Source organism: Brevundimonas sp. (genome assembly GCF_965227765.1).
Lineage (GTDB): Bacteria > Pseudomonadota > Alphaproteobacteria > Caulobacterales > Caulobacteraceae > Brevundimonas.
In genome coordinates, this window is sequence record NZ_OZ245778.1 from 1,504,116 (window position 1) to 1,525,515 (window position 21,400).

The following is a 21,400-nucleotide window of genomic DNA, read 5'->3' on the forward strand; positions in this document are numbered from 1 at the left end:
AACCGGCCCGAGGGTCATTTAGGGGCGTAGATGATGACACGCCAGCGGTCGTGAACCCTAATGATGCGCCCGCGTCCATATTGCCGCACCTGTGCGTCCAAGAGCCCGATACGGAGATCAGGATTTGGCCACGTGCTCGGGTTTGCCCTTGCGTTTGGTGTGGGCGAAATCCTCGAGTTGAGCCTCGGTCATCGACTGGGCCATCTGTTTGGACGCGCCCTTGAGATCGGACTTGGGCGTGTCGCCACGCTTGGCCGACAGGGCGGCTCCGGCGGCCTTTTGTTGAGCGGCTGACTTTGCAGGCATGGGGCCTCTCCTTTCGAGAAAGGCCAACGGTCGCGACCCAGCCGCGTTCCTGAACGCGCTGCGATTCGCCTCAGGGACCTGGCTTCAGTCCGCGTTCGGACGGCCCCACCGGCGATAGAGGTTGTAGGTCGAGACACCCACGCAAGCCACGCCGATGACGAACAGGACGCCTGCGATCATGGTGGTGTCGCCGGATTCTGATGACTGCTGTGACGCCAGGCGCAAGGCCGCCATCGACATACCGAAGGACACCAGACCGAAGCCGCCCATCAGCAGATAGGCCCCGGCTTCACCCCAGCTGAAGCGGTCGGCGGTCTCGGGATCGATCATCTCGGGGCGTACGACGGGGCCGAGGCTGCGGTGCAGGATGGCGTCCTCGTCGAACAGTGGCGACTGAGCCGTCGCGTCTCCGTCGCGCTGCTCCTCGGGCCAGACAAGGCGGCCCATGGCGCCGAACGGGGTGTCGGTCGAAGGCGTGAGAATGAGGGGCTCGACCGCGGGACTTGCATTGGCGCCGAGTATATCCGCCTCGGCTGGGGCGCTCGGAGCCTCGGCAACGACCGTCGCGACCTCTTGGTCTGCAGCGGTGTCGATCGCGATGACTGCAGCGGCCCCCGCTTCGGGTACGGCTTCAGAGGAGGAGCTGCCTGTGGCCGCGAAGTCGATCAACAGCGCGGCCGGCTCATCGGCCTCAATGGGCGGGAAGGGCGAGGCGGCCGCCTTCGGCGCAGCCACGATCAGGGGCTCTATGCCCGGCAGGGCGCCGAAGCTGGCCGCGCCGTAGGGGGCGTAACGCTGGAACTCCAGCGGAGGGAAGCTGATCGCGGGATTGGCGTCAGGGCTGGTCTGGCTCGCCAGCGAGGGAGCGCTGTCAGTTTCGGTGTCCGCGTCTGCGACGTGATCGTCGTTGGAAGCGGACGCCTGACTGGCGCTTGCCGGCTCGGGTGCAGCCGCCTGAGGCGTGTCTTCAGGCGCGGTGTCGAGATGAGGCTGGTCGGCGATCTCCACCGGGTCCGGCTCGGGAGAGGCTTCCTGTTCGACTGGCTGTCCCGGTTCGGCGACCGGGCCGCGAAGGCTTGCGGGCGCCTCAAGCAGATGCGCGACGGCGGCGGCGCGGGCGTCTTGCGCCGTCTGCTGCGAATCGACGGCAGCGGATTGATCGGCGGCAGGCTCTGCCTCGGCGGTGGCGGCTTCAGCGGATAGCGGGGCCTCCGGGGGCGCAGTTGCAGCCACGGGGGGAGGGGGCAGGGGGGCGGACAGCAGATCGGCCAGCGCCACGGGCGAGGCCGGATCGGCGACGAACAGGGCGCGTTCGGCGGCGCGGCGACGCAGGGCGGCTTCAGGGGCAGCGGGCTCGGGCCAGCCGACCATGGCGTCCGCGGCCTCGCTCGAGAAGCCGGCGCGAATCCTTTCCAGCACGTCGGACGACTGGAAGCGCTCCACCCCAACGGAGAAGGCGAAACTGGCCAGGGCGTCGAACTGGTGCTGGTTGACCTGTTCGCCGACCGTCTCATTCACCGCCTGGGCGACGGGCAGGAGATCGTACTGCAACAGCAGTTCGGCGTCGGCCTCGCTGACGCTGGCGCCTTCGCGGGCGGACAGGGTGTGGCCATAGCCGACGATCCAGCTGCCGTCCTCACGCCGGATGGCGCGCGGACGAAAGCCCTCGAAGCTCTTGATGAGCACGATGCCCTCGCGGGAGACCTTCAGACGCTTCATGACGGGTTCGGACACGGTGGATTGACCCAAATCGATACAGGCGCGCTCGCCCTGTACGGGAAGGAGCAAGCGCTGGGCCAGTCAAATGGGCGTGGCGGGACAACGGGGAAACCCGAAAGCGGGCTCGGACGCCTCAGGTCAGGACGATCTTGGCCAGACCCAGGAAGATCAGGAACCCGAAGAAATCGGTCGTGGCGGTGACGAAGACCGCCGACGAAACCGCCGGGTCGAACTTCAGCTTGGACAGGGTCACCGGCGTCAGCGTCCCGACCGAAGCCGCGACAAGCAGGTTCAGCACCATGGCCGAACCGATGACCATGCCCAGCCGCCAGTCCTGAGCCCACAGCCCTGCCGCCACGCCGATCAAGGGAGCGAGGACGAAACCGTTGGCCAAACCGACCCGGAGCTCGCGGAAGAAGGTGCGGGTGGCGTTGGAGCTGTTCAGTTCGCGAGTCGCCAGGGCGCGCACGGTGACGGTCAGGGCCTGGGTGCCCGCATTGCCTCCGATGGCCGAGACGATCGGCATCAGGATGGCCAGGGCGACGATCTCCTGGATCGTGGCCTCGAACCACGAGATGACCATGGCCCCCAGAACGGCGGTGCCCAGGTTGATGGTCAGCCACGGCACGCGACCGCGCACGATCTCGCTGACGGACGAACCGCGGTCCTCGTCCGACACACCGGCCAGACGCAGGATGTCCTCGCGGTTCTCTTCCTGAATGATGTTGACGATGTCATCGACGGTGATCTGACCGACCAGGCGGCCGCCTGCGTCGATGACCGGGGCTGAGATCAGGTGATATTTCTCGAAGATATAGGCGACTTCTTCCTGGTCCTGATCGACGGCGATCTCGTTGATCGGCTCCATCAGGTCGGTGAGCTTCGCATCGCGTGACGCGCGCAGCAGGCGGCTGATCGGCAGGCCGCCGATCGGCTTGTTCATGGGGTCCACGACATAGATGTCGAAGAACAGCTCGGGCAGGTCGTCGCCCTGATTGCGCACATGGTCGATGGTGTCGCCGACGTTCCAGAAGGCAGGCGCGGCCATGAACTCGCGCTGCATCATCCGACCGGCGGAATCCTCCGCATAGCCCAGAGAGCTTTCGATGGCCGCCCGGTCTGGCGCCGGCATGGCGGACAGGACCTTCTCGCGCTGGTCGTCCTCCAGGTCCTCGACCACGGCGGCGGCGTCGTCGGAGTCCAGTTCCTGCAGCGCCTCGGCCAGGGTCAGGTGGGGAACCCGCTCCAGCACCTCCTCGCGGATGCTGTCGTCCAGCTCGGGCAGGGTGTCGGCCAGCAATTCGGGCGGCAGCCACAGCACGACCACGGCGCGGTGCTCGGCCGTCAGGAAGCCCATCAGGTCGGCGACGTCGGCGGGGTGCAGGTCTTCCAGCAGCGACCGTAGCCGCATGCCGTCGCCGTCGTCGGAGGCGTCGACGACCTTTTCGACGAAGGACGCCGTCAGGACATAGTCCTCGTCCAGCGCCTCGTGATCTTCGAGAGGGATGACGTCAGGGTCGAGAGTGGCGGTGGTGTCGCTCACGCGGGGCCTCCCTCTCGATGTGCTCAGCCTTGGTAGAAGCCGATCTTTATCCCTGATTCGTCGTCTATCGATGGTGCGGTCGAGAAGACTCGAACTTCCACGGGTTGCCCCACAGCGACCTCAACGCTGCGCGTCTACCAATTCCGCCACGACCGCTCGCATCGGAGCGGGGCTGATAGCGGAGGCGAAGAAGAAAGGGAAGCCGAGAAGTTGCGGCGCGTTACGCGGCGCCTGCCATGAAGTCATAGACGTCGGCGGGGCGGGTCACCGTGATGGCGATACGGTCATCGCGAATCTCGATCTCGCCGCGGGCGACAGGATGATTGTTGGCCAGTATCCAGACTTCGTCATGTTCCGAGGCGTCGAGAGGGATCACCGCGCCGCGGCCCATCTTCAGCAGTTGAGACATGGGCAGGACCGAACGGCCCAGCACCACGGAAATCTCGACGTCGACGGAGTTGATTTGGGTCACGAGGGGTACACTTCATCCTGAAGCTGCGGCCGACGGACTTGCGGACGAGCTTCCGAACTCACATTGAGTCCTCATGCTTGCCGAGCCGTTAAGCCCCGACCATTCCATCGTCTTTAATGGCGACCAGCCCGTCGAATGGCGTGTCGAGCCCGGTCTCGTGCCCTATGAGGCGGCGGTCCAGGCGATGGAGGCGCGTGTGGCGGCCATCGCTGCAGGCCAGGCGGGCGAGTTGATCTGGCTGCTGGAGCACCCACCCCTTTATACCGCCGGCGTGTCGTCGAAGGACGAGGACCTGCTGGATGCTGGGCGGTTTCCGGTCCACCGGACGGGCAGGGGAGGGCAGTTCACCTATCACGGGCCGGGCCAGCGCGTGGCCTATGTCATGCTGGACCTGAACCGCCGCGGCAAGGATGTGCGCGGTCTGGTGCGAGGACTGGAACAGTGGGTGATCGGCGCGCTGGACAGATTCGGGGTCACGGCGGATGTCCGCGAAGGGCGTGTCGGCGTCTGGGTCGAGCGAAAAGGCCCAGGCTGGTCGCGCGAAGACAAGATCGCCGCCATTGGGGTCAAGGTCCGCAAATGGGTGACCTTCCACGGCATCAGTCTGAATGTGGAGCCCGACCTCGATCATTTCGGCGGGATCGTGCCGTGCGGGATTTCCGATCACGGCGTGACCAGTCTGGTGGATCTTGGCGTTCTGGCGACGATGGACGAGGCAGATGCTGCGCTGAAAGCCAGTTTCGAGACAGTATTTGGCCCTGTTGTGACGGGCGCGTCTCCGCTCGCCTGAAGCAGTCGCCGCCAGCTGAGCTTTAGAGGACGTGCAATCGCGTCGCATGGCCGGGTTCGGGCTTGGCAAGCGCGACGTTGATAAGGTTTAACGTCCCGCAACATCCCGTGACTGGCTTGGAGTCCTCCCTGATGAACCGCCTGCTTACCGTTTCCGTCGCCACCATGGCTCTGGCCCTCAGCGCCGGCAGCGTCCTGGCCCAGGACTTCCGCTCCCTGGCTGGGCAGGATCTCCAGGCCGCGCATGACCAATTGGCCGCCAACCACCCGGCCGCAGCCCTGACCGGCCCGGCCAGCGAGACCTTCCGCGGCTGGATCGAAGCCGGCCTGACCGATGCCAAGGCCAAGACCGGACAGGTCAACAGCGGCGACAGCCACTCCTATCTGATGCGCTACTATGCGCGCGGCTTCCGCGACTCCAACATCGCCATCACGCCCAGCTTCGAAGGCCTCGGCCCGTATTTCGCCACCAGCTGGCCCGGCTTCACCACCGGCTGGCGCGGCGGCCAGTATGTGGTCACCTATGTGAAGCCCGGCACCCGCAACGCGCCGCCGGTCGGCGCCGCCGTGGTCGACTGCAATGGCGTGACCGCCGAAGACCTGGCCCAGGCCAAGCTGGACCGCTGGGAAGCCGACCTGACGTCCGAAGCTGGCCGCGCCTCCAGCGCCCCCTACCTGCTGTGGAACCGGAACAACCCGTTCGCCACGGGTATGCCCGCCCTGTGCAACTTCAGCGTCAACAACCGCCGCGCCCGCGAATTCCGCCTGACGCCCGTGCCGATCCAGGCCGGTGATCTGGAAGCCGCTTACCGCGCCACTGTCTATCAGCCCGGCGCGACGCCCCTGGCCATCGAGACGGTCAACGGTCGTCCGTGGGTTCACGTCCACTCCTTCGCCGACACCGCCGGCTGGGACGCCTTCAACGAGGCCGTCGTGGCTCAGGCCGCAACCCTGCGCGCCCAGGGCTTCGTGCTGGATCTGCGCGGCGCCGCCGGCCAATCCTACACCTCGACGGCGCGCGGCTATGGCCTGGCCAACCGCATCTGGACCCCCGAGTTCACCGTCAGCCGCCAGCCCGCCGCCGGCGAGATCACCTATCGCGCCACGGCCGGAAACCGCGCCTGGTACGCCGCCACCCTGGGCCGCATGGAAGCCGATTCGCGCTTCGTCCAGGAAAGCCTGCCGGTGATCGAGGAAACCCGCGCCATCATCGCCGCCTTCGACGCCGCCCTGGCTTCGGGCCAGCCGACCTTCACCCTGGCGGGCCGTCCGGCCATCGCCGACACCGGTGCGGCCAACCCGGTGCAGGGTCAGGTCGTTGTTCTGGTGGACGGCGGTTGCGCCGGCGGTTGCCTGGATACCCTGGACCTGCTGACGCGCCTGCCGAACGTCCGCATCGTCGGTTCGCCGACCGCGACCGACTCGATCTTCATCGAGCCGACCGTCGAGCGTCTGCCGTCCAACTATGCCGACCTCAGCTACGGCCATAAGGCCTGGACCTCGCGTCAGCGCCCCAACAACCAGCCCTTCACCCCCGCGCAGGGCCTTGCCTACACCGGCAACCCGGCTGACGAAGCCGCCGTGCGCGCCTGGGTGGGAAGCCTGTTTTCCTAAAGGGGCGCTTCGCGATGTGAGAATCGGGCCGGACGGGGTGGAACCTCCGTCCGGCCCTTCTTATTTGTGCTGCATGACCGACAGCACCCCCGCCACCCCCCTGAAGTCTCCGTCCGGCTTTGACCTGACCCCTCCCAGCGAAGGCCAGCGCGTGGCGCTGGAGGCCGATCTGAACCCCGAAGAGAAGCGCGTTCTGCTGGCCCACGGTACCGAGGCGCCCTTCTGTGGCACTCTGCTGGGGGAAAAGCGGGCCGGCGTCTTCTGCTGTCGCCAGTGCGGCCTGCCTCTGTTTCGGGCGGCCACCAAGTTCGAGAGCGGGACAGGCTGGCCCAGCTTCACCCAGCCGGTGGACGAGGCCCATGTCACCGCCATCGTCGACAAAACCTACGGCATGGTGCGGACGGAGACGACCTGCGCCCGCTGCGGCAGCCATCAGGGGCACGTCTTTCCCGACGGCCCGCCGCCGACCGGCCTGCGCTACTGCATCAACTCCGTGGCCTTGCAGTTCGTCGCCGAGGGGCAGAAGCTTCCGGATCCGTTGGGACGCGGCGACGGGGTCGCATGAGGTCGGGACGCCCGACCTTGGCCTCAATCGTCGCCCAGCCTGTGCAGACGTGATCGTCAGAGTGTGAGTGGGCCGATGTCGAACCTTGTCCTAGTTTTGGCCAGCCTGGCGGGAATGCTCGATCCCGATGGTGTCATCGCCACGGCGCCATCAGGCCAGCAGGCGGTTGTCGTCGGGGCTGTGGCCCCTGTCGCTGCGGCGACCCCCTCAGTGACCAACCAAGTCCTCACACCCCACGACCTGACCACGGACGAACAGATTGATCGCTGGCTGGCCGCGCGCGCCGCCGACGACCGTCCGCAGTTCGCCGACGGTGGCGACCCGTGGTCGATGAAGGATGATCGCAAGGTTCACGGCGAGGTCTCGGTCGGCGTGGGAACCGGCGACTACAGCGCCTATTCGGCCTCGGTGTCGCTTCCGGTTGGCGAGAATGGCCGCGTCGATCTGCACTATAGCCAGAGCAAGAACGATCCCTGGGGGTATGGCTATGGTTACGGCCGCGGCCTGGGGGCCGGATACGGTGATGGCTACGAGGGCGGACGCAGCCAGAGCTTCGGCGTCCACTATGATTCGAGCGGTTCGCGTTCAGGCGGACGGCCGTTCGACGGCAGGGGGATCAATGATCGGCGCGACCGAATCGCCCCGCAGCCGTCGCGGGCTGCAGAAGAGCCTCTGCCGCTGCTGAGCCAATAGGGCCGCAGAGCAAGGTAGACCTGATATTTCGGAAAGGGTCCTGCGGAACGACGCTGAAAGCGCCGTTCCGTCAGGGTCTGCAGATGGTGCCGCCGGGGGGAATCGAACCCACGACCTCAGCCTTACCAAGGATGCGCTCTACCACTGAGCTACGGCGGCCTTTTCTGAGGAAGCGGCCGTATAGCCAACAGACTCGCAGGGGGGAAGCCCGAAAACGGGTTGGCGTGGAAAGATTTCCGAGGCTTGATGTTCGCATGACCGAAACCGCCGATACGCCGCCTGCCGCAAAGCCCGATTCCGCGCCGACGCAGGAGCAGGTCGCCAAGACCGCCAGGACGCATCGGCTGGCCGCCGCCCTGCGTGACAACCTGCGTCGTCGCAAGGCGGCCAAGCCGGTGGTGAAACGGCCCGGCAACTGAAAGTCATCGCAGCGGGATCAGACGGCCCCTTCCGCCACCCCGCCGCTCCGCGCTAGAAAGCCTGTTCGCCGGATCGCCACAGGTCCGGTGAGCGCCGGGCCCCGTCGGGGCCTGCTTCAGGATCGACATGGACAGTATCGCGGTAAACGGCGGCGCCCAGCTTTACGGGGACATCCCCATCAGCGGCGCCAAGAACTCGGCCATCAAGCTGATGGCGGCCACGATCCTGACGGATCAGCCCGTTCGGCTGACCAATATGCCGCGCCTGGCCGACACCAAATTCCTCGGGCAACTACTGCGCCAGTTCGGCGTCCAGGTGACCGAAAGCGACGGTCCTGACGGTCAGCAGACCCTGTTCGACGCCCGCGAGATCACATCGACCTTCGCCCCCTATGATCTGGTTCGCCAGATGCGGGCCTCGTTCAACGTGTTGGGGCCGCTGCTGGCCAGGACGGGCCACGCCAAAGTCTCCCTGCCGGGCGGTTGCACCATCGGCGCGCGGCCGGTGGACCTGCACATCGACGCCCTGTCCAAGCTGGGCGCCCTGATCGAGCTGGAGGAGGGCTATGTCTCGGCCACCGCTCCCAAGGGTCTGAAGGGCGCCGAGATCGAGTTTCCGTTCGTCTCGGTCGGCGCGACCGAACACACCTTGATGGCCGCCGTCCTGGCCCAGGGCACCACGGTGCTGCGCCGCGCCGCCAAGGAACCCGAGATCGGCGACCTGGCCCGCTGCCTGATCGCCATGGGCGCCAAGATCGAAGGCCTGGACACCGACGTCCTGACCATCACCGGCGTGACCTCGCTCGCTGGAACCGACTGGTCGGTGATTCCCGACCGGATCGAAATGGGCTCATACGCCTGCGCCGCCGCCATGGCGGGCGGCGAGGTGCGGCTGACCAAGGCTCGGCCAGAGCTGATCGCATCTCTGACGGACCGGATGATCGAGGCGGGCGTCGAGGTGACGCCGACCGCCGACGGCGTCGTGGTCAAGCGTGACCGCGCCCAGCGACTGAAGGCCGTGGATGTGGCCACCGAGGTCTATCCCGGCTTCGCCACCGACCTGCAGGCCCAGTTCATGGCCCTGATGACCACGGCCGACGGGGTCTCGACCATCCACGAAAACATCTTCGAGAACCGCTTCATGCACGTTCCCGAGCTGATGCGTCTGGGCGCCGACATTTCAGTCCACGCCGGCGAGGCGCGGGTGAACGGCGTGGAGTGGCTGCACGGCGCGCCCGTCATGGCGACGGACCTGCGGGCCTCGGTCAGTCTGGTCATCGCCGGTCTGGCCGCCGAGGGCGAGACCAATATCGGCCGGGTCTATCACCTGGATCGCGGGTTCGAGCGGCTGGAAGAGAAACTGGGCGCCTGCGGGGCCGAGATTCGCCGCATCCACGGCCCGCCTGTCGAAGGACCGGGCGATGACCACTGACGCCGAACTGAAGGCCCAGCTGGACGAGGTGTTCGGCGCCCCCGATCCCTCGAAAGCCAACGAGCCCCTGCGCCTGCTGGCCGAGGACGCCGAGGACCTGGCCATCATCTCGGCGGCCTTGCAGGACGCCATCCTGCGCCCGGCGGACATCGTCTGGGAACGGTCGGCGCGGCGGCTGACGGTCGAGCTGAGCCGATTCTGCTGGGAATGCGGCGGGACGCGCGTGCGGGCCGCCATGCAGTTCGGCGACGTCATGGCGGTGAAAAGCCGGGGCCTGCCGCGTCTGCCCGACACGGCGCTGGAGCTTCTGGCCATAGATTTCGAGGAGACCGAGGCGCCCGGCGGCCGCGTAACCCTGATGTTCGCCGGCGGTGGCGATCTGAGGGCCGAGGTCGAGTGCCTGGACGCCGTGGTCGTCGATCTGTCCGATCGGTGGGAGGCGCGCGTCGCCCCCACCCACCTCGATTCGGTTGTGTCTGCGGCAGGTGAATCATGAGCGACGAACACAGGCTGTCGGCGGTCGATCTGGACGCCGCGACCCTGCCGTCGGCCACGGCCGAGATCGAGCACGAGCGCCGCGTCGCCATCTTCGACCTGGTCGAGAAGAACGCCTTCGAGCCCGAGGGCTCGCCCGGCGGTCCCTATCGGCTGAAACTGTCGCTGCAGGACAATCGGCTGGTGTTCGACATCACGGCCGACAGCGCTGGCGACAGCGACTTCGCCCGCACCTATGCGCTCAGCCTGACGCCGATGAAGGGTGTGCTGAAAGACTATCTGCTGATCTGCGACAGCTATTACGAAGCCCTGCGCGGATCTTCGCCCAGCCAGATCGAGGCCGTCGATATGGGCCGGCGCGGCCTGCACAACGAAGGCGCTGAGGTGCTGAAAGCGCGTCTGGAGGGCAAGGTGGCCATCGATCACGAGACCGCGCGGCGCCTCTTCACCCTGGTCTGCGCCCTTTATCGGAGGGGTTGAGGCAGGGCCTGTGCGCTCCGAACTCGACTAGCCGACTGTTTTGGTGCATTAGCCGCGCCTTCTTACGGCTCGCGCTTCGCCCGGCGCGAGCCTAGATTCGTATTCACGGGGCGTGAGAGGCCGCATGGCTAAGGAAGAACTGCTCGAGTTTCCCGGCGTCGTCAGCGAACTGCTGCCGAACGCGACGTTCCGCGTCCTGCTCGAGGGTAACGACCACGAGATCATCGCCCACACCGCCGGCAAGATGCGCAAGAACCGCATCCGCGTGCTGGCCGGCGACAAGGTCCTGGTCGAGATGACGCCCTACGACCTGACCAAGGGCCGCATTACCTATCGCTTCAAGTAAGGGTTGGCCGATTGGCCCGTCCTGAGCTGAACCGTCCTGACCTAGTGCTGGCTTCGGCCAGCCCGCGCCGGATCGAACTGCTGGCGCTGATCGGGATCACCCCCGATCGCATCGACCCCGCCGACATCGACGAAACGCCCGGCCGCGACGAGACACCGTCGCGGCTGGCCGTTCGCCTGTCCCGCACCAAGGCCGAGGTGGTCGCCGCGCGCGCGCCAGACGCCGTGGTCCTGGCCGCCGACACCGTCGTCGCCGTGGGCCGCCGGCTGCTGGAAAAGCCTGCTGACGAGGCTGAGGCGGCGCGGTTCCTGACCCTGCTGTCCGGTCGCAATCACCGCGTCTTCACCGGCGTCGCCGTCGTCGCCGGGGGACGGACCTGGAGCCGGGTCGTCGACACCCGCGTGTCCTTCAAGGTTCTGTCGCTCGCCGAGATCGCCGACTATGTCGCCGGCGGCGACTGGCGTGGCAAGGCGGGCGGATACGGCATCCAGGGACCGGCCGGCGCCTTCGTCACCCGAATCGTCGGCAGCCACCCCGCCGTGATGGGCCTGCCATTGTTCGAGACCGCCAATCTTCTGGCCGGAGCCGGATGGCGTCGGGAACGGGCGACGGGACAGTGAACGAGGTCGAGGTCTTCCTCGACGAGACGCCCGGAGAAGTGCGGGGCGTGGTCGCCCGCAACGGTCAATACGAACATCTTCTGATCCAGCGCGACGATGACACGCCACAGGATCGCCTGGGCGCCCGTTCGATCGGGCGGGTGGTCAGCCTGGATCCGGCGTTTCGCGCCGCCTTTGTTGATCTGGGCGCCAAGGGGCCTCCCGGCTTTCTGCCTCTGGCCAAGGGCGTGACCCTGAGAGACGGCGACCGGGTCGAGGTCGAGGTCACGGCCGAACGGCGCGAGCGCAAAGGGGCGACGCTGCGACATATCGGGGTAGGCGAGGGGGCTCCACGACTCTTGTCGCCGGGACCGGATGTCCGATCCCTGATGATGAGCCTCGCGCCGGGCGTGGACATCCAGACAGGCGCCGTCGCGATTCAGGCCGGCCAGGAGGCGGTGGATGAGGCCATGTCCCCAGGCGCGATCTTCGCTGCATTCGGTCTGGACCTGTCGGTTCAGCGAACACGCGCCCTGATCGCAGTGGATATCGATTATGCTCATATTGCCGGTCAGGACGCTCGCAAGGGCCGGGCGCGCGCCAATCGCGAGGGCCTGAGGCAGACGGCGCGCCTGCTGAGGCTGAAGAGCTGGGGCGGTCTGGTGGCGATCGACCTGGTCGGGACCGGGCTGGACGCCGGTCAGATCACCGAGGCGGCCAAGACGGCGTTTGCAGGCGACGCAGACGTCGCATTCGGCCCGCTGAGCCGGTTCGGCCTGCTGCAACTGTCGCTGCCGTGGCGCCGCACGCCTGTCGAAGAGCGACTGAACGCCGCCGGTGTTCAGGCGCGGGCGATCGAAATCGTCCGCCAGCTTCGCCTATCCGCGCTTCAAAACACCCGTTCGCCGCGCTTCATCGCCCGCTGCGCGCCGGAAGAGGCTGCATTGGCCGTTGATTTGGTCCAGCCGCTGGGGCCGCGCGTGGCGGTGCTGGCGGACCCGTCCGTCGCACCGGGGCGTTGGCTCATAGAGGAGACATGACCATGGCGACCTGCCCGATCTGCAAGCGCAATCCTGTCCAGGCGGAATACCGGCCATTCTGCTCCAAACGCTGCGCCGACCTTGATCTGCAGAAGTGGTTCACGGGCGGCTACGCCATACCAGTGCGAGACGACGAGCCCACGGACGACCGGCGCATCGACGATCCTGCATCAGACTACTGAACAGCGCTGGACAGGGTTTGGTCGCTCGACTATAGACCCCGCTCCCGCGTTGGGACGCATAGGCCTGGGTAGCTCAGTTGGTAGAGCAGCGGATTGAAAATCCGCGTGTCGGTGGTTCGAATCCGCCCCCAGGCACCACTCCCATCGTTGCAAGCGCCGATCCTCGATTTCGAGCGGCGTTCGCCCAAATCACCATCAAAATGTCGTTTTTTGCCCGCCCCGATTGGGTTATCACTGTTGCGCTCGCGCATCAGGCGAAAAGACGCCTTGCGCCCTTGACGCTCTGAGATCGCTTCGCCAAAGGAGCTTAAGCGCTTTCTTCATGAAGGCGGGAAAATGACGCCGCGGCGATGTGCGCAGGCGCGCAGGAGACAGCCAAGGTTACCCTTCGGGGCAACTGAAGCTAAGAAGAGACGTTCCGGGGGTCTGACCGCTCAGGCAGACGATCCGGGACACAAAACGATTTCATGGAGGGGCGGTCGCATGAGGCGGCCTTCTCTAGGGTTCCACGAGTCAGACGAAACCAACAGGAACTGGCGACCAATGCTTATTAGCAACAAGACCAACACTTTCCTCGCCCTGGCCGGCGCTGCCGTGCTGATGGCGAGCACGCCGGTTCTGGCCCAGGACGCTGCGGCTCCTGCCGCCGCTCCCGCTGCTGCAACCGCACCGGCCGCCGCTCCCGTGGCGACCCTGCCGACCCCGGCCGCTGAGGCCGATCCCGAATCCGTCGGCGATGCCGTCGGCGGCTCCGGTCACGGCGACATCACCCCGATCTCCATGTTCATGGAAGCCGGCGTGGTCGTTAAGATCGTGATGATCGGCCTGATCTTGGCGTCGATCTTCTCGTGGACCCTGCTGATCATCAAGCTGCTCGAGTTTGGTGGCCTGAACCGCAAGACCGACCGTTTCCTGGAAGAGTTCCGGGGCACCCGCACCATCGCCGACATGCGCCGCGTGGCCACGTCGGACGAGTTCGACGGTAACCCGCTGGCCGACATGGCCGCCGCGGCGACCGAAGAAGTCGAACTGTCCCGCCAGGCCGGCCTTTCGGTCACCGGCGAACACCGCGACTCGGCTCTGGGCCGCGCGCAACAAGCCGTCGCCGCCGTTCAAGCCGGTCTCGCCGCTCGCCTCTCCGGCGGTCAGCAGTTCCTGGCCTCGACCGGTTCGACCGGCCCGTTCGTGGGTCTGTTCGGTACCGTTTACGGGATCATGAACTCCTTCATCGGTATCGCCCAGTCGAACACGACCAACCTGGCCGTTGTTGCTCCGGGTATTGCTGAAGCTCTGCTCGCCACCGGTATCGGCCTGTTCGCCGCTATCCCGGCCGTTATCTTCTACAACTACTTCAACACCCGCATCTCGGCTTACGGCACGCGCTCGGACGGCTTCAACGCTGAACTGATCAACGCCATCTCGCGTCAACTCGACAAGGGAGCCTAAGACCGATGGCCGCCAAACTTTCAGGCGGCGGCGGCGGGCGGTATCACGTCGAGCAGAACAGCGATATCAACGTTACGCCTTTCGTTGATATCATGCTGGTTCTCCTCATCATCTTCATGGTGGCCGCGCCTTTGGCCACCGTGTCGGTGGAGGTGAAACTTCCCACCGCGGTCGCACCGCCTCAGGACAACCCGCCTAAGCCCGTGTTCATCTCGATCCAGAATGACGGCGACGTCTTCCTGGGGGACTTCAGAACCAGCGTCGAAAGTCTCGGCGATGATCTGCGGGTTCAGATCCGGACGCGTAATCCCGAGGAAGAGCGTATCTTCATCCGTGCGGACCAAGGCACGCGCTATGGCGATTTCATGCAGGTTATGAATGCCCTGCAGGACAATGGCTTCTACAGCGTCGCCCTGGTCGGCGAAGATAACTCTCCGGTGTAAGGGAAGTCGCACATGACAGATACACCCGTTGAGTACCATCGCAGTCGCTATGACGCCCCTCGCAAGAAGGGCTTCATGGGGGTCGCACCCGGCATCTGGCTGATCAGCCTGTCCGTGGTCACCATTCTCTTCGCGATCATGCTCTTCTACCTTCAGAAGACCAAGTTCGAGCTGCGTCTGATGGACTACAGCGACGAGTCCGTGGAAGTCGAGTTGGTGGAGCCCATCCCACCGCCTCCGCCGCCGCCGCCTCCGCCGCCGCCGGACACGCCTCCGCCGCCGAAGCTTCAGGTGCGCCCGCCGGTCATCACGCCGAACGCGCCGCCGCCTCCGGTGACGTTGCCGATCGAACCGACGAAGAAGGAAGACCGCGTCGAATATACCGGACCCCCGGTTATCGTCCCTGGTCCGCCGCCTCCGCCGGCTCCGCCTGCTCCGCCGCGTCCTGCGGTCATCACGAACCCGAGCTGGCAGTCTCCGCCACGCCCGGACTTCCCGGAACGTGCTCAGTCGCGGAACATCGAAAGCGGACGCGTCACTCTCGAGTGCACCGTGAACGCCAACGGTTCGGTCAGCGCCTGCTCGATCATCTCGGAAGATCCTTCCGGCGCCGGCTTCGGCCAGGCCGCTCTCTCTGCGGCTCGCCGCGCCCGCCTGTCGCCCCGCTCGGTCGACGGGGTCGCCACCGGCGGCAAGGTGCGGTTCACCACCTCGTTCCGCCTGCAATAGGCGATACGAAACGACAAACAGGACGCCCCGGAGCTTGCTCCGGGGCGTTTTGCGTTGCGTTGCGGTCATTCCGCAGGGAAGTTGAGACGGTGTGCAATGGCCGCTTGATCGCGGGCGTCGACGCGGCTAGACAACGCCCCTCGCGAAGCACCCCTTGGGTCGCCCAGCGTGGATGCGCCGCCTTAGCTCAGTTGGTTAGAGCGCCGGTTTGTGGAACCGGAGGTCCTCAGTTCAAGCCTGAGAGGCGGTACCATCCCTTTGACGCCAATGTCGGCGTCCGTCAGCCGAGTTCGGCTGCCCCCTCGCATTCCAGACGCATACGCCTTGGGTCAGGCGCTGGCCTTCCGCCGCGAACGGACGGGCGTCTTCTTGGCAGGCTCGGCAGCTTCGAGAACCGACGCCGGGCTCTGAGGCATGGTTGGCTCTGTGGCGTCAGCGATATCCGACGCCGTTCCCGTGGCAGGTTCGATCTCCGCCACCAGGGCCGCGGCCTTACGCTTGCGCAGTTCGCCCAGCGGCCCCTCCAGGGTCGCGAGGGCCTCATCCGCCGCGACACGGCCCGAGGCGACGACCGGGTCATAGATCTTCCAGTCGCGAATATCGGTCCCGCTTGGCCGAGGCAGGATCAGCAGGTCGGTCTCGGCGCGCGAACGGGCCAGTTCGATGTCCGTGGTGATGGTCGCCGACCGCATGAGGATGGAGACGATGGGCGGCCCTGACTTCCAGGCCCCTGACAGGATCCAGCGCCACCAGGACGGTGGGTTCTCCAGGGTGGCGGGATCGACGCCCCGCACCTGGGTCATGTCCGAACCGACGATGGGGCCGGCGTTCAGCTGGCGCATCACATCGGTGGGGAAGTTCTTCAGCACCGCCCCGTCGACCAACACCTGGCCGTCGATGACGACGGGCGGCATGACGCCAGGGATGCTGATCGAGGCGCGCATGGCCCGGCGCAACAGGCCGCGACGGTGGACCTCGATCCGGCCCGTCGTCAGGTTGGACGACACCGCAAAGAAGGGCAGGGGCATGTCGGCGATGTCGATTTCGCCGTAGGCGTCCTGAAGCAGGCCTGCGACCTTGCCGGCGCGGGTCATGGCGATCAGGGGAAAGGCGAGGTCGGCCAGAGGGTCTGATTTGACGAAGGCCTTGCGAATCCGCGCATCCAGCTCATCGTCCGTCCAGCCCAAGGCCGGTCCCGCCGCCACAACTGCGCCCATGGACGAGCCGCCCAGGAAATCAAACACCACGCCGGCCTCGTGCATGGCCCTGACCACGCCGATATGGGCGTAGGCCCGGGCGCCGCCGCCCGATAGCACCAGGCCGACCGATGTCCCGGTGATGACGCGGGCGATGCGCGCGGCGTCGGAAGCATCTCCGTCTCGAACATGGAACCAGCGACCGGGGTCGAGGGCGTCCAGCCAGACGCCGGTGTTGGCGGGCCGGCTCATCCGGGCGTCGCGCAGCAGGATCAGATCGGTGAACTGGTGGCCGCCGCCGGGCTCGCGCGACGGAATGCGTGTCGGGGGCAGGGTCAGGACATCGCCGACGACGAACAGCCGGTCCACCTGGCGCGCGCACAGGGCGGCCCAGTTGGGTTCGTCCTGCTCGGCGACGTACAGGACGATGTCGTGGCTGTCCTCGACGCGGCTGAACCATTCCGAGGCCGAGGTCAGGGCGGAATGGTCGATGACCTGGCAGGTGCGGCCCTGAGCCTCGATGGCGGCGGCGATCCGCTCGACAAAGGCGCGGATAGGGCGGGACCGGGCGGAGATGAAGCCGAAGACGCTGGGCTCTGCGGCTCCCGTGGTCCGTTCGCGCGCTCGGTGCAGCATCAGGCGCGACAGCTCGATCATCACCTCCGGCCGACTGCGGATGGCCTCGAAGAAGGCGTCGCGCGGCAGGGACAGGATTTCGGAATCGCGCAGGGCGACGACGCGTGCGGAATGGGGCGTGCCGGCGATCAGGGCCATTTCGCCCACAGGCTCGCCGGGGCGGATGACGCCGACAAAGCGTGGAGGCTGGCCCTCCTGCTCCTGAAACACGCCCAGGCGGCCCGAGCGCAGCAGGTACAGGGTGTCGGCGTCCTCGCCCGCGGAGAACAGGGTCTCGCCGCCCGTCAGGGCGAACCAGCTGGCGGTCGTGTCGCGCGCCTCGAACACCTTGGCGAGGGCGGCTTCCAGCGTATCGGGAGCAGGGCGTCGTGAGGCCATGGCGCAGCTTATCGCGTGAGTCTGGGGGCAGGGTTAATGCGTGTCCCGAGCAGGCGTTGCCGTCAAGCGAAGGGTAGGGCGCGCTGGCTCTCGGCTCCGCTCCAAGACTCAGGCTATGGCCGTTCCATGCTGACCGCCGCCGAGATCATCTCCATGCTGGACCTGAAGCCCCATCCCGAGGGCGGGCATTGGCGCGAGACGTTTCGGGATCCGCAGGCCGTGAACGGGCGGCCGGTCGCGATCGGTGGATATCTGTTGCTGGCGCAGGGCGATCGGTCGGACTGGCGGCACCTCGACGCCGCCGAGCTGTGGCAGTTCTACGAGGGGGCGCCCCTGGAACTGGAGGTCGCCGACGACGGCGGCAAGCGGGCGGCGATCCTGGGGCCGGATACGGCGGCCGGCCAGAGACTGCAGGCGGCGGCGCCGACCGGGGCGTGGCAGGCGGCGCGGCCCCTGGGCGACTGGACCCTGTTGAGCTGCACGATCGGTCCAGAGCTGGATTTCACGGCCTTCGAGGTCGCGCCCGCAGCCAGTCTGGAAGCCGCCGAAACAGACGCTGCCTGAACAGGGCTGAGGCCCGCATGACACCGTGATCAGGGCCACTATCGCCCGCCTCACGGACCCGTTATCACGCCTCCGTGAAAGCCACCGGACATCATCGCTTTGAAGCCCTCGATTCGCTGCGTGGGGTCTGTGCAGTGCTGGTCGTCATGTTCCACATGCCGGTCGCCAGCCATTGGCGCGACTGGGGCCTGGTCCAGCACGGCTATCTGTTCGTCGACTATTTCTTTGTTCTGTCGGGCTTCGTCATCGCCCATGCCTACGCCGGGCGACTGACGACGGCGCGCGAGGCCGGACGGTTCATGGTGCGGCGGCTGGGGCGCGTCTGGCCGCTGCATGTGCTCATGCTGGCCGCCTACATCGGGCTGGAGCTGGCGCGGCTGTGGTTCCACGTCGACAGCGCGACACCGTTCACGGGCGATCGCTCGGTGGCGGCGATCTTCGCCAATCTGTTGCTGGTTCAGGCCTGGCATCTGCTTCCGTCACTGACCTGGAATGGTCCGGCCTGGACGCTGAGCGCCGAGGTGGCCTGCTACCTGATATTCGCCGGACTGGTGCTGGTCGCGCCAAAGCGATTCCGCTGGATCGGCGCCGTGCTGGCGGTGATCGGCGGGCTGGTGGTGCTGTTCCATGCCCGGCGCTGGATGAACACGACCTATGATTTCGCCGTGCCGAGGGCGGTGTACGGCTTCTTCCTCGGCTGCCTGCTGCAGGGTTTGTGGACACGGATCCCGCGCCTGAAGGGCGTCGCCGCCACGGCGCTGGAGGTCGTGACCGTGGTCGCGCTCTGCGTCTTCATCGGGTGGGCCACGGGACCGGCGACGGTGCTGATCACCCCGCTGTTCGTCATCGCCGTCTGGGTGTTCGCGGGCGAGGAGGGGCTCTTGTCACGCGTACTGGATCATCCGGCCCTGGTGACAATGGGACGTTGGTCCTTCGCGATCTACATGGTGCATATGTTCGTGCTAACGGTGCTGATGATCTGCGCTCGCAAGCTGGGCTGGGTCGCAGAGCGACGGGTCGATTTCGGCGCGACCTGGATCAACGATCTGTTCGCCGTGGGTCTGTTTGGCGTAATCGTCGTTCTGGCTGTGGCCGCGCATCGCCTTGTCGAGACCCCGGCGCAGAGGATGATCGACCGCTGGACCCGTCCCAAGCCGGTCGGCTGAGGCCTGTTCAGGCCGCCATGCGGTATTCGACGTCGTCGAAGTTGCGGGCGTCGTCGCGGACCTGGTCCCACATCGCGTCCTCATCGGAGTAGCGGGCGCTGGCGGCGGCGGAGATGACGTCGACCACCTGTTCCTCCAGCCGGTCCCAGATGACGGCCAGATCGCCACAGCCGTCGGCCTCGCAGGGCACGATCATGTAGCGGCTCGAGTTGATTGCAGCGGCGGGGGCGAAACGGCTGGCCATGTGAGAACTCCGTGAGCGGGGTGCTTGTCGTTGAGTGTGTTGTGATGCACAGTTACGCCAGTTTCGGACGTATCATCGGAGGGCGCAGCCATGCGGCACGACAAGGCCATGCTGGTGATCGAGCTGGCGCGGCGGCTGGCGGCCTCGGCCGAGGGCCTGACGCTGGACGAGATGGCGCGCGAGATGCGGGTCGGACGACGCACGGCCGAGCGAATGCGCGACGCCGTCCTGATGCTGTTCCCGGCGGTGGAGGAGGTGTCTGATCCGCCCTCCAAGCGCTGGCGCATCCGCGGCGGTCTGTCGGCCTTCGAGCAGGCGCCCTCGGCCACCGAACTGCTGGAACTGTCCAAGGCGGCGCAGGGCTTGCGGGCGGCGGGCGAGCCGGGCCGGGCGGCGGCGCTGGAGGGGCTGGAGCGCAAGCTGAAGTCGGCTATGCGGTCGACCACCCTGAACCGGCTGGCCCCCGACCTTGAGGCCCTGGTGCGGGCCGAGACCATCGCCGTTCAGGCTGGGCCCAGACCGTCTGCCGACGAGGCAGTGCTGACCACCATCCGGGGCGCGGTGCTGGCGCAGCAGCCGCTGGGGTTCACCTATTCACGACCGGGCGCAGAGGCGCGTCGGCGCAGCGTCGCGCCCTGCGGCGTGATGTTCGGCCGCGCCAACTATCTGGTCGCGGCGGACCGGGAGACCGGGCGGATCCAGACCTTCCGCCTGGACCGGATGAGCGCGGTGGAGGCGCAGGACGGCATGGCCCCGGCGCCTGCCGACTTCGACCTTTCCGTCTTCGCCAGTCAGTCGTTCGGAATCTATCAGGACGAGATCGAGGATGTGGTGCTGGAGGTGTCGCCATCGGGCGCGGCCGAGGCGCGGGCCTGGCGCTGGCACCCCACCCAGGTGATCGAGGATCGCGACGACGGCGGGGTCGTGGTGCGGTTCAGGGCCAGCGGCATGCGCGAACTGGCCTGGCACCTGTTCACCTGGGGCGATCAGGTGACCATCGTCGCGCCGCAGCGGCTGAAGGCGGTCATGGCCGGCGAACTCGCGGCGGCGCAGAGGGCGCTGGAAGGCGTCTGACGCCTCACATCATCGCGTCGGACTTGTCGGTCTTCTTGCCGAAGAAGAAGGCCTTGAGCTTCTGGTGGAACTTGTTGTTGGAGACCTTGCGATCCAGGGCGTCGGCGTCGCGCAGCCAGGTGACCTGAACCACGCGGCGTTCGCCGGTGTAGGGCAGGTGGCCGTGCCACGAGTTCTCCGCACGGGTGAAGGCGAAACAGGTGCCGATCAGGGGCGAGATCTCGCGGGCGAAGGGCTCGTAGTTCTTGCCGTCATACAGCACCCGCAGGTTGCCGGCGCTGTCGGCCTGGTCCCAGGTCGGGTTCAGATAGATCAACAGGGTCATGATCTTGCGCGCCGAATCCGTGTGGATATGGCCTTCTTTCGCGTGGGACCAGCGGTGCATGGTGATCAGGCGCGGAAAGGCGTGAAAGTCGCGTCCGAACTTCTGCGACAGGGTCTCGGTCAGGGCGTGACCACGCAGTTCCTCGGCCAGGGCCAGGAAGGTCGGCGTCAGGGCCGTTTCCTCCATGGTGATATAGCCGGGGACGGGCATTTCCGGATAGTCGGCGGTCAGCCTCTCGGCCGCGCCGGGCAACAGGATGTCGTCGACCAGGACGTGCTGGTACGGGTCAAGCACGGCGGGCGCAGCGGCCAGGGCGTCGAGGTTCAGCAGGGGGGCCTGGGCGGGGCCGGGCGCGGCTGTTTCGGCGACGGTTGCTGCGGCGGCGGCGGTCGACATGGGGCAGGGCTCGATGCTGAAAATTCTCGTCTTTCGTAGGCTTTCGACGCCTTGAAGTCTATCGCGCCTGCCGCGACGCCATCAGGCTTCGCCGCATTACAGCGCCATG

At 66.7% G+C, this 21,400-nt stretch carries 25 protein-coding genes and 4 tRNA genes; 20 read left to right on the forward strand and 9 right to left on the reverse strand.

Annotated elements, in window-relative coordinates:
- Nucleotides 1–117: 117 nt before the first annotated feature.
- From ACO05L_RS07150 to ACO05L_RS07170, 5 genes are all read right to left on the reverse strand, one after another.
- Nucleotides 118–306, reverse strand: coding sequence for a DUF3008 family protein (locus ACO05L_RS07150; protein WP_421731472.1), 189 nt, complete (start codon nt 304–306; stop codon nt 118–120).
- Nucleotides 307–390: 84 nt separating this feature from the next.
- Nucleotides 391–2,094 (reverse strand): lysozyme, encoded by a 1,704-nt coding sequence (locus tag ACO05L_RS07155; protein WP_421731473.1) that lies wholly within the window; start codon nt 2,092–2,094, stop codon nt 391–393.
- 64 nt (nt 2,095–2,158) lie between these two features.
- Nucleotides 2,159–3,568, reverse strand: coding sequence for a magnesium transporter (mgtE, locus tag ACO05L_RS07160; protein ID WP_421731474.1), 1,410 nt, complete (start codon nt 3,566–3,568; stop codon nt 2,159–2,161).
- Nucleotides 3,569–3,639: 71 nt separating this feature from the next.
- A tRNA-Leu gene (locus ACO05L_RS07165) sits at nt 3,640–3,724 on the reverse strand.
- Nucleotides 3,725–3,788: 64 nt separating this feature from the next.
- Complete coding sequence (locus ACO05L_RS07170; protein ID WP_421731475.1) at nt 3,789–4,040, reverse strand: FliM/FliN family flagellar motor switch protein; 252 nt, start codon at nt 4,038–4,040, stop codon at nt 3,789–3,791.
- A gap of 73 nt (nt 4,041–4,113) precedes the next feature.
- Here ACO05L_RS07170 and lipB point away from each other — a divergent pair, with 73 nt between their 5' ends.
- The 4 genes from lipB (at nt 4,114) to ACO05L_RS07190 (ending at nt 7,701) form a co-directional block, all read left to right on the forward strand.
- The gene (gene lipB, locus ACO05L_RS07175) at nt 4,114–4,830 is read left to right on the forward strand and encodes a lipoyl(octanoyl) transferase LipB (protein ID WP_421731476.1); all 717 of its coding nucleotides are present in this window, start codon (nt 4,114–4,116) and stop codon (nt 4,828–4,830) included.
- A gap of 131 nt (nt 4,831–4,961) precedes the next feature.
- Nucleotides 4,962–6,443: a hypothetical protein gene (locus ACO05L_RS07180; RefSeq protein WP_421731477.1), complete on the forward strand. Its 1,482-nt coding sequence runs from the start codon at nt 4,962–4,964 to the stop codon at nt 6,441–6,443.
- Nucleotides 6,444–6,516: 73 nt separating this feature from the next.
- On the forward strand, nt 6,517–7,008 hold the full coding sequence (gene msrB / locus ACO05L_RS07185; protein ID WP_421731478.1) for a peptide-methionine (R)-S-oxide reductase MsrB: 492 nt from the start codon (nt 6,517–6,519) through the stop codon (nt 7,006–7,008).
- Nucleotides 7,009–7,083: 75 nt separating this feature from the next.
- Nucleotides 7,084–7,701: a hypothetical protein gene (locus ACO05L_RS07190; RefSeq protein ID WP_421731479.1), complete on the forward strand. Its 618-nt coding sequence runs from the start codon at nt 7,084–7,086 to the stop codon at nt 7,699–7,701.
- Nucleotides 7,702–7,785: 84 nt separating this feature from the next.
- Here ACO05L_RS07190 and ACO05L_RS07195 read toward each other — a convergent pair.
- A tRNA-Thr gene (locus ACO05L_RS07195) sits at nt 7,786–7,860 on the reverse strand.
- A 95-nt stretch (nt 7,861–7,955) separates the two neighbouring features.
- On the opposite strand from ACO05L_RS07195, the gene ACO05L_RS07200 reads away from it, so the two are divergent.
- The 13 genes from ACO05L_RS07200 to ACO05L_RS07260 all read left to right on the forward strand — a co-directional run bounded on the left by ACO05L_RS07200 (nt 7,956) and on the right by ACO05L_RS07260 (nt 15,565).
- Complete coding sequence (locus ACO05L_RS07200; protein ID WP_421731480.1) at nt 7,956–8,120, forward strand: hypothetical protein; 165 nt, start codon at nt 7,956–7,958, stop codon at nt 8,118–8,120.
- A 127-nt stretch (nt 8,121–8,247) separates the two neighbouring features.
- The gene (gene murA, locus ACO05L_RS07205; protein WP_421731481.1) at nt 8,248–9,552 is read left to right on the forward strand and encodes a UDP-N-acetylglucosamine 1-carboxyvinyltransferase; all 1,305 of its coding nucleotides are present in this window, start codon (nt 8,248–8,250) and stop codon (nt 9,550–9,552) included.
- A complete protein-coding gene (locus ACO05L_RS07210) occupies nt 9,542–10,048 on the forward strand; it encodes a DUF2948 family protein (RefSeq protein WP_421731482.1) in 507 nt (168 codons plus the stop codon). Before murA ends, ACO05L_RS07210 begins: the two co-directional genes overlap by 11 nt.
- Entirely contained in the window at nt 10,045–10,527 is a 483-nt protein-coding gene (locus ACO05L_RS07215; protein WP_421731483.1) for a UPF0262 family protein, read from the forward strand. Before ACO05L_RS07210 ends, ACO05L_RS07215 begins: the two co-directional genes overlap by 4 nt.
- A 124-nt stretch (nt 10,528–10,651) precedes the next feature.
- Nucleotides 10,652–10,873, forward strand: coding sequence for a translation initiation factor IF-1 (infA, locus tag ACO05L_RS07220; RefSeq protein ID WP_013269122.1), 222 nt, complete (start codon nt 10,652–10,654; stop codon nt 10,871–10,873).
- A gap of 11 nt (nt 10,874–10,884) precedes the next feature.
- On the forward strand, nt 10,885–11,493 hold the full coding sequence (locus ACO05L_RS07225; protein WP_421731484.1) for a Maf family protein: 609 nt from the start codon (nt 10,885–10,887) through the stop codon (nt 11,491–11,493).
- Nucleotides 11,490–12,512 carry a ribonuclease E/G gene (locus ACO05L_RS07230; protein WP_421731485.1) on the forward strand — a complete coding sequence of 341 codons (1,023 nt, stop codon included), beginning with the start codon at nt 11,490–11,492 and terminating at the stop codon, nt 12,510–12,512. The genes ACO05L_RS07225 and ACO05L_RS07230 overlap by 4 nt, the downstream gene beginning before the upstream one ends.
- 2 nt (nt 12,513–12,514) lie before the next feature.
- Nucleotides 12,515–12,694 carry a DNA gyrase inhibitor YacG gene (locus ACO05L_RS07235; RefSeq protein WP_421731486.1) on the forward strand — a complete coding sequence of 60 codons (180 nt, stop codon included), beginning with the start codon at nt 12,515–12,517 and terminating at the stop codon, nt 12,692–12,694.
- Nucleotides 12,695–12,756: 62 nt separating this feature from the next.
- Nucleotides 12,757–12,832, forward strand: a tRNA-Phe gene (locus ACO05L_RS07240).
- 405 nt (nt 12,833–13,237) lie between these two features.
- Complete coding sequence (exbB, locus tag ACO05L_RS07245; protein ID WP_421731487.1) at nt 13,238–14,140, forward strand: tonB-system energizer ExbB; 903 nt, start codon at nt 13,238–13,240, stop codon at nt 14,138–14,140.
- 5 nt (nt 14,141–14,145) lie between these two features.
- A complete protein-coding gene (locus tag ACO05L_RS07250; protein ID WP_421731488.1) occupies nt 14,146–14,583 on the forward strand; it encodes a biopolymer transporter ExbD in 438 nt (145 codons plus the stop codon).
- Between the two features lie 12 nt (nt 14,584–14,595).
- The gene (locus ACO05L_RS07255; protein ID WP_421731489.1) at nt 14,596–15,312 is read left to right on the forward strand and encodes a TonB family protein; all 717 of its coding nucleotides are present in this window, start codon (nt 14,596–14,598) and stop codon (nt 15,310–15,312) included.
- 176 nt (nt 15,313–15,488) lie between these two features.
- Nucleotides 15,489–15,565 (forward strand) — tRNA-His (locus ACO05L_RS07260).
- A 76-nt stretch (nt 15,566–15,641) separates the two neighbouring features.
- On the opposite strand, the gene ACO05L_RS07265 is transcribed toward ACO05L_RS07260, so the two are convergent.
- Entirely contained in the window at nt 15,642–17,522 is a 1,881-nt protein-coding gene (locus ACO05L_RS07265; RefSeq protein ID WP_421731490.1) for a patatin-like phospholipase family protein, read from the reverse strand.
- A gap of 126 nt (nt 17,523–17,648) precedes the next feature.
- Between ACO05L_RS07265 and ACO05L_RS07270 the strand changes: the two genes are divergently transcribed.
- Both ACO05L_RS07270 and ACO05L_RS07275 read left to right on the forward strand, forming a co-directional pair.
- Complete coding sequence (locus ACO05L_RS07270) at nt 17,649–18,086, forward strand: cupin domain-containing protein (protein ID WP_421731491.1); 438 nt, start codon at nt 17,649–17,651, stop codon at nt 18,084–18,086.
- A gap of 134 nt (nt 18,087–18,220) precedes the next feature.
- Entirely contained in the window at nt 18,221–19,252 is a 1,032-nt protein-coding gene (locus tag ACO05L_RS07275) for an acyltransferase family protein (protein ID WP_421731492.1), read from the forward strand.
- A 7-nt stretch (nt 19,253–19,259) separates the two neighbouring features.
- Here ACO05L_RS07275 and ACO05L_RS07280 read toward each other — a convergent pair whose 3' ends face one another.
- Nucleotides 19,260–19,496 (reverse strand): hypothetical protein, encoded by a 237-nt coding sequence (locus ACO05L_RS07280; RefSeq protein ID WP_421731493.1) that lies wholly within the window; start codon nt 19,494–19,496, stop codon nt 19,260–19,262.
- Nucleotides 19,497–19,586: 90 nt separating this feature from the next.
- Between ACO05L_RS07280 and ACO05L_RS07285 the strand changes: the two genes are divergently transcribed.
- Nucleotides 19,587–20,570 carry a helix-turn-helix transcriptional regulator gene (locus ACO05L_RS07285; protein WP_421731494.1) on the forward strand — a complete coding sequence of 328 codons (984 nt, stop codon included), beginning with the start codon at nt 19,587–19,589 and terminating at the stop codon, nt 20,568–20,570.
- A gap of 4 nt (nt 20,571–20,574) precedes the next feature.
- On the opposite strand, the gene ACO05L_RS07290 is transcribed toward ACO05L_RS07285, so the two are convergent.
- Complete coding sequence (locus tag ACO05L_RS07290; RefSeq protein WP_421731495.1) at nt 20,575–21,291, reverse strand: 2OG-Fe(II) oxygenase; 717 nt, start codon at nt 21,289–21,291, stop codon at nt 20,575–20,577.
- Between the last annotated feature and the right edge of the window lie 109 nt (nt 21,292–21,400).

Bases quoted from the DNA above. Each gene is read 5' to 3' on its own strand.
- ACO05L_RS07190 (WP_421731479.1), top strand. From the start codon at position 7,084: ATGTCGAACCTTGTCCTAGTTTTGGCCAGCCTGGCGGGAATGCTCGAT.
- murA (WP_421731481.1), top strand. From the start codon at position 8,248: ATGGACAGTATCGCGGTAAACGGCGGCGCCCAGCTTTACGGGGACATC.
- ACO05L_RS07270 (WP_421731491.1), top strand. From the start codon at position 17,649: ATGCTGACCGCCGCCGAGATCATCTCCATGCTGGACCTGAAGCCCCAT.
- lipB (WP_421731476.1), top strand. From the start codon at position 4,114: ATGCTTGCCGAGCCGTTAAGCCCCGACCATTCCATCGTCTTTAATGGC.
- ACO05L_RS07250 (WP_421731488.1), top strand. From the start codon at position 14,146: ATGGCCGCCAAACTTTCAGGCGGCGGCGGCGGGCGGTATCACGTCGAG.
- ACO05L_RS07200 (WP_421731480.1), top strand. From the start codon at position 7,956: ATGACCGAAACCGCCGATACGCCGCCTGCCGCAAAGCCCGATTCCGCG.
- ACO05L_RS07215 (WP_421731483.1), top strand. From the start codon at position 10,045: ATGAGCGACGAACACAGGCTGTCGGCGGTCGATCTGGACGCCGCGACC.
- infA (WP_013269122.1), top strand. From the start codon at position 10,652: ATGGCTAAGGAAGAACTGCTCGAGTTTCCCGGCGTCGTCAGCGAACTG.
- ACO05L_RS07255 (WP_421731489.1), top strand. From the start codon at position 14,596: ATGACAGATACACCCGTTGAGTACCATCGCAGTCGCTATGACGCCCCT.
- ACO05L_RS07280 (WP_421731493.1), bottom strand. From the start codon at position 19,496: ATGGCCAGCCGTTTCGCCCCCGCCGCTGCAATCAACTCGAGCCGCTAC.
- ACO05L_RS07210 (WP_421731482.1), top strand. From the start codon at position 9,542: ATGACCACTGACGCCGAACTGAAGGCCCAGCTGGACGAGGTGTTCGGC.
- ACO05L_RS07265 (WP_421731490.1), bottom strand. From the start codon at position 17,522: ATGGCCTCACGACGCCCTGCTCCCGATACGCTGGAAGCCGCCCTCGCC.
- ACO05L_RS07150 (WP_421731472.1), bottom strand. From the start codon at position 306: ATGCCTGCAAAGTCAGCCGCTCAACAAAAGGCCGCCGGAGCCGCCCTG.
- exbB (WP_421731487.1), top strand. From the start codon at position 13,238: ATGCTTATTAGCAACAAGACCAACACTTTCCTCGCCCTGGCCGGCGCT.
- ACO05L_RS07180 (WP_421731477.1), top strand. From the start codon at position 4,962: ATGAACCGCCTGCTTACCGTTTCCGTCGCCACCATGGCTCTGGCCCTC.
- ACO05L_RS07235 (WP_421731486.1), top strand. From the start codon at position 12,515: ATGGCGACCTGCCCGATCTGCAAGCGCAATCCTGTCCAGGCGGAATAC.
- ACO05L_RS07290 (WP_421731495.1), bottom strand. From the start codon at position 21,291: ATGTCGACCGCCGCCGCCGCAGCAACCGTCGCCGAAACAGCCGCGCCC.
- ACO05L_RS07285 (WP_421731494.1), top strand. From the start codon at position 19,587: ATGCGGCACGACAAGGCCATGCTGGTGATCGAGCTGGCGCGGCGGCTG.
- msrB (WP_421731478.1), top strand. From the start codon at position 6,517: ATGACCGACAGCACCCCCGCCACCCCCCTGAAGTCTCCGTCCGGCTTT.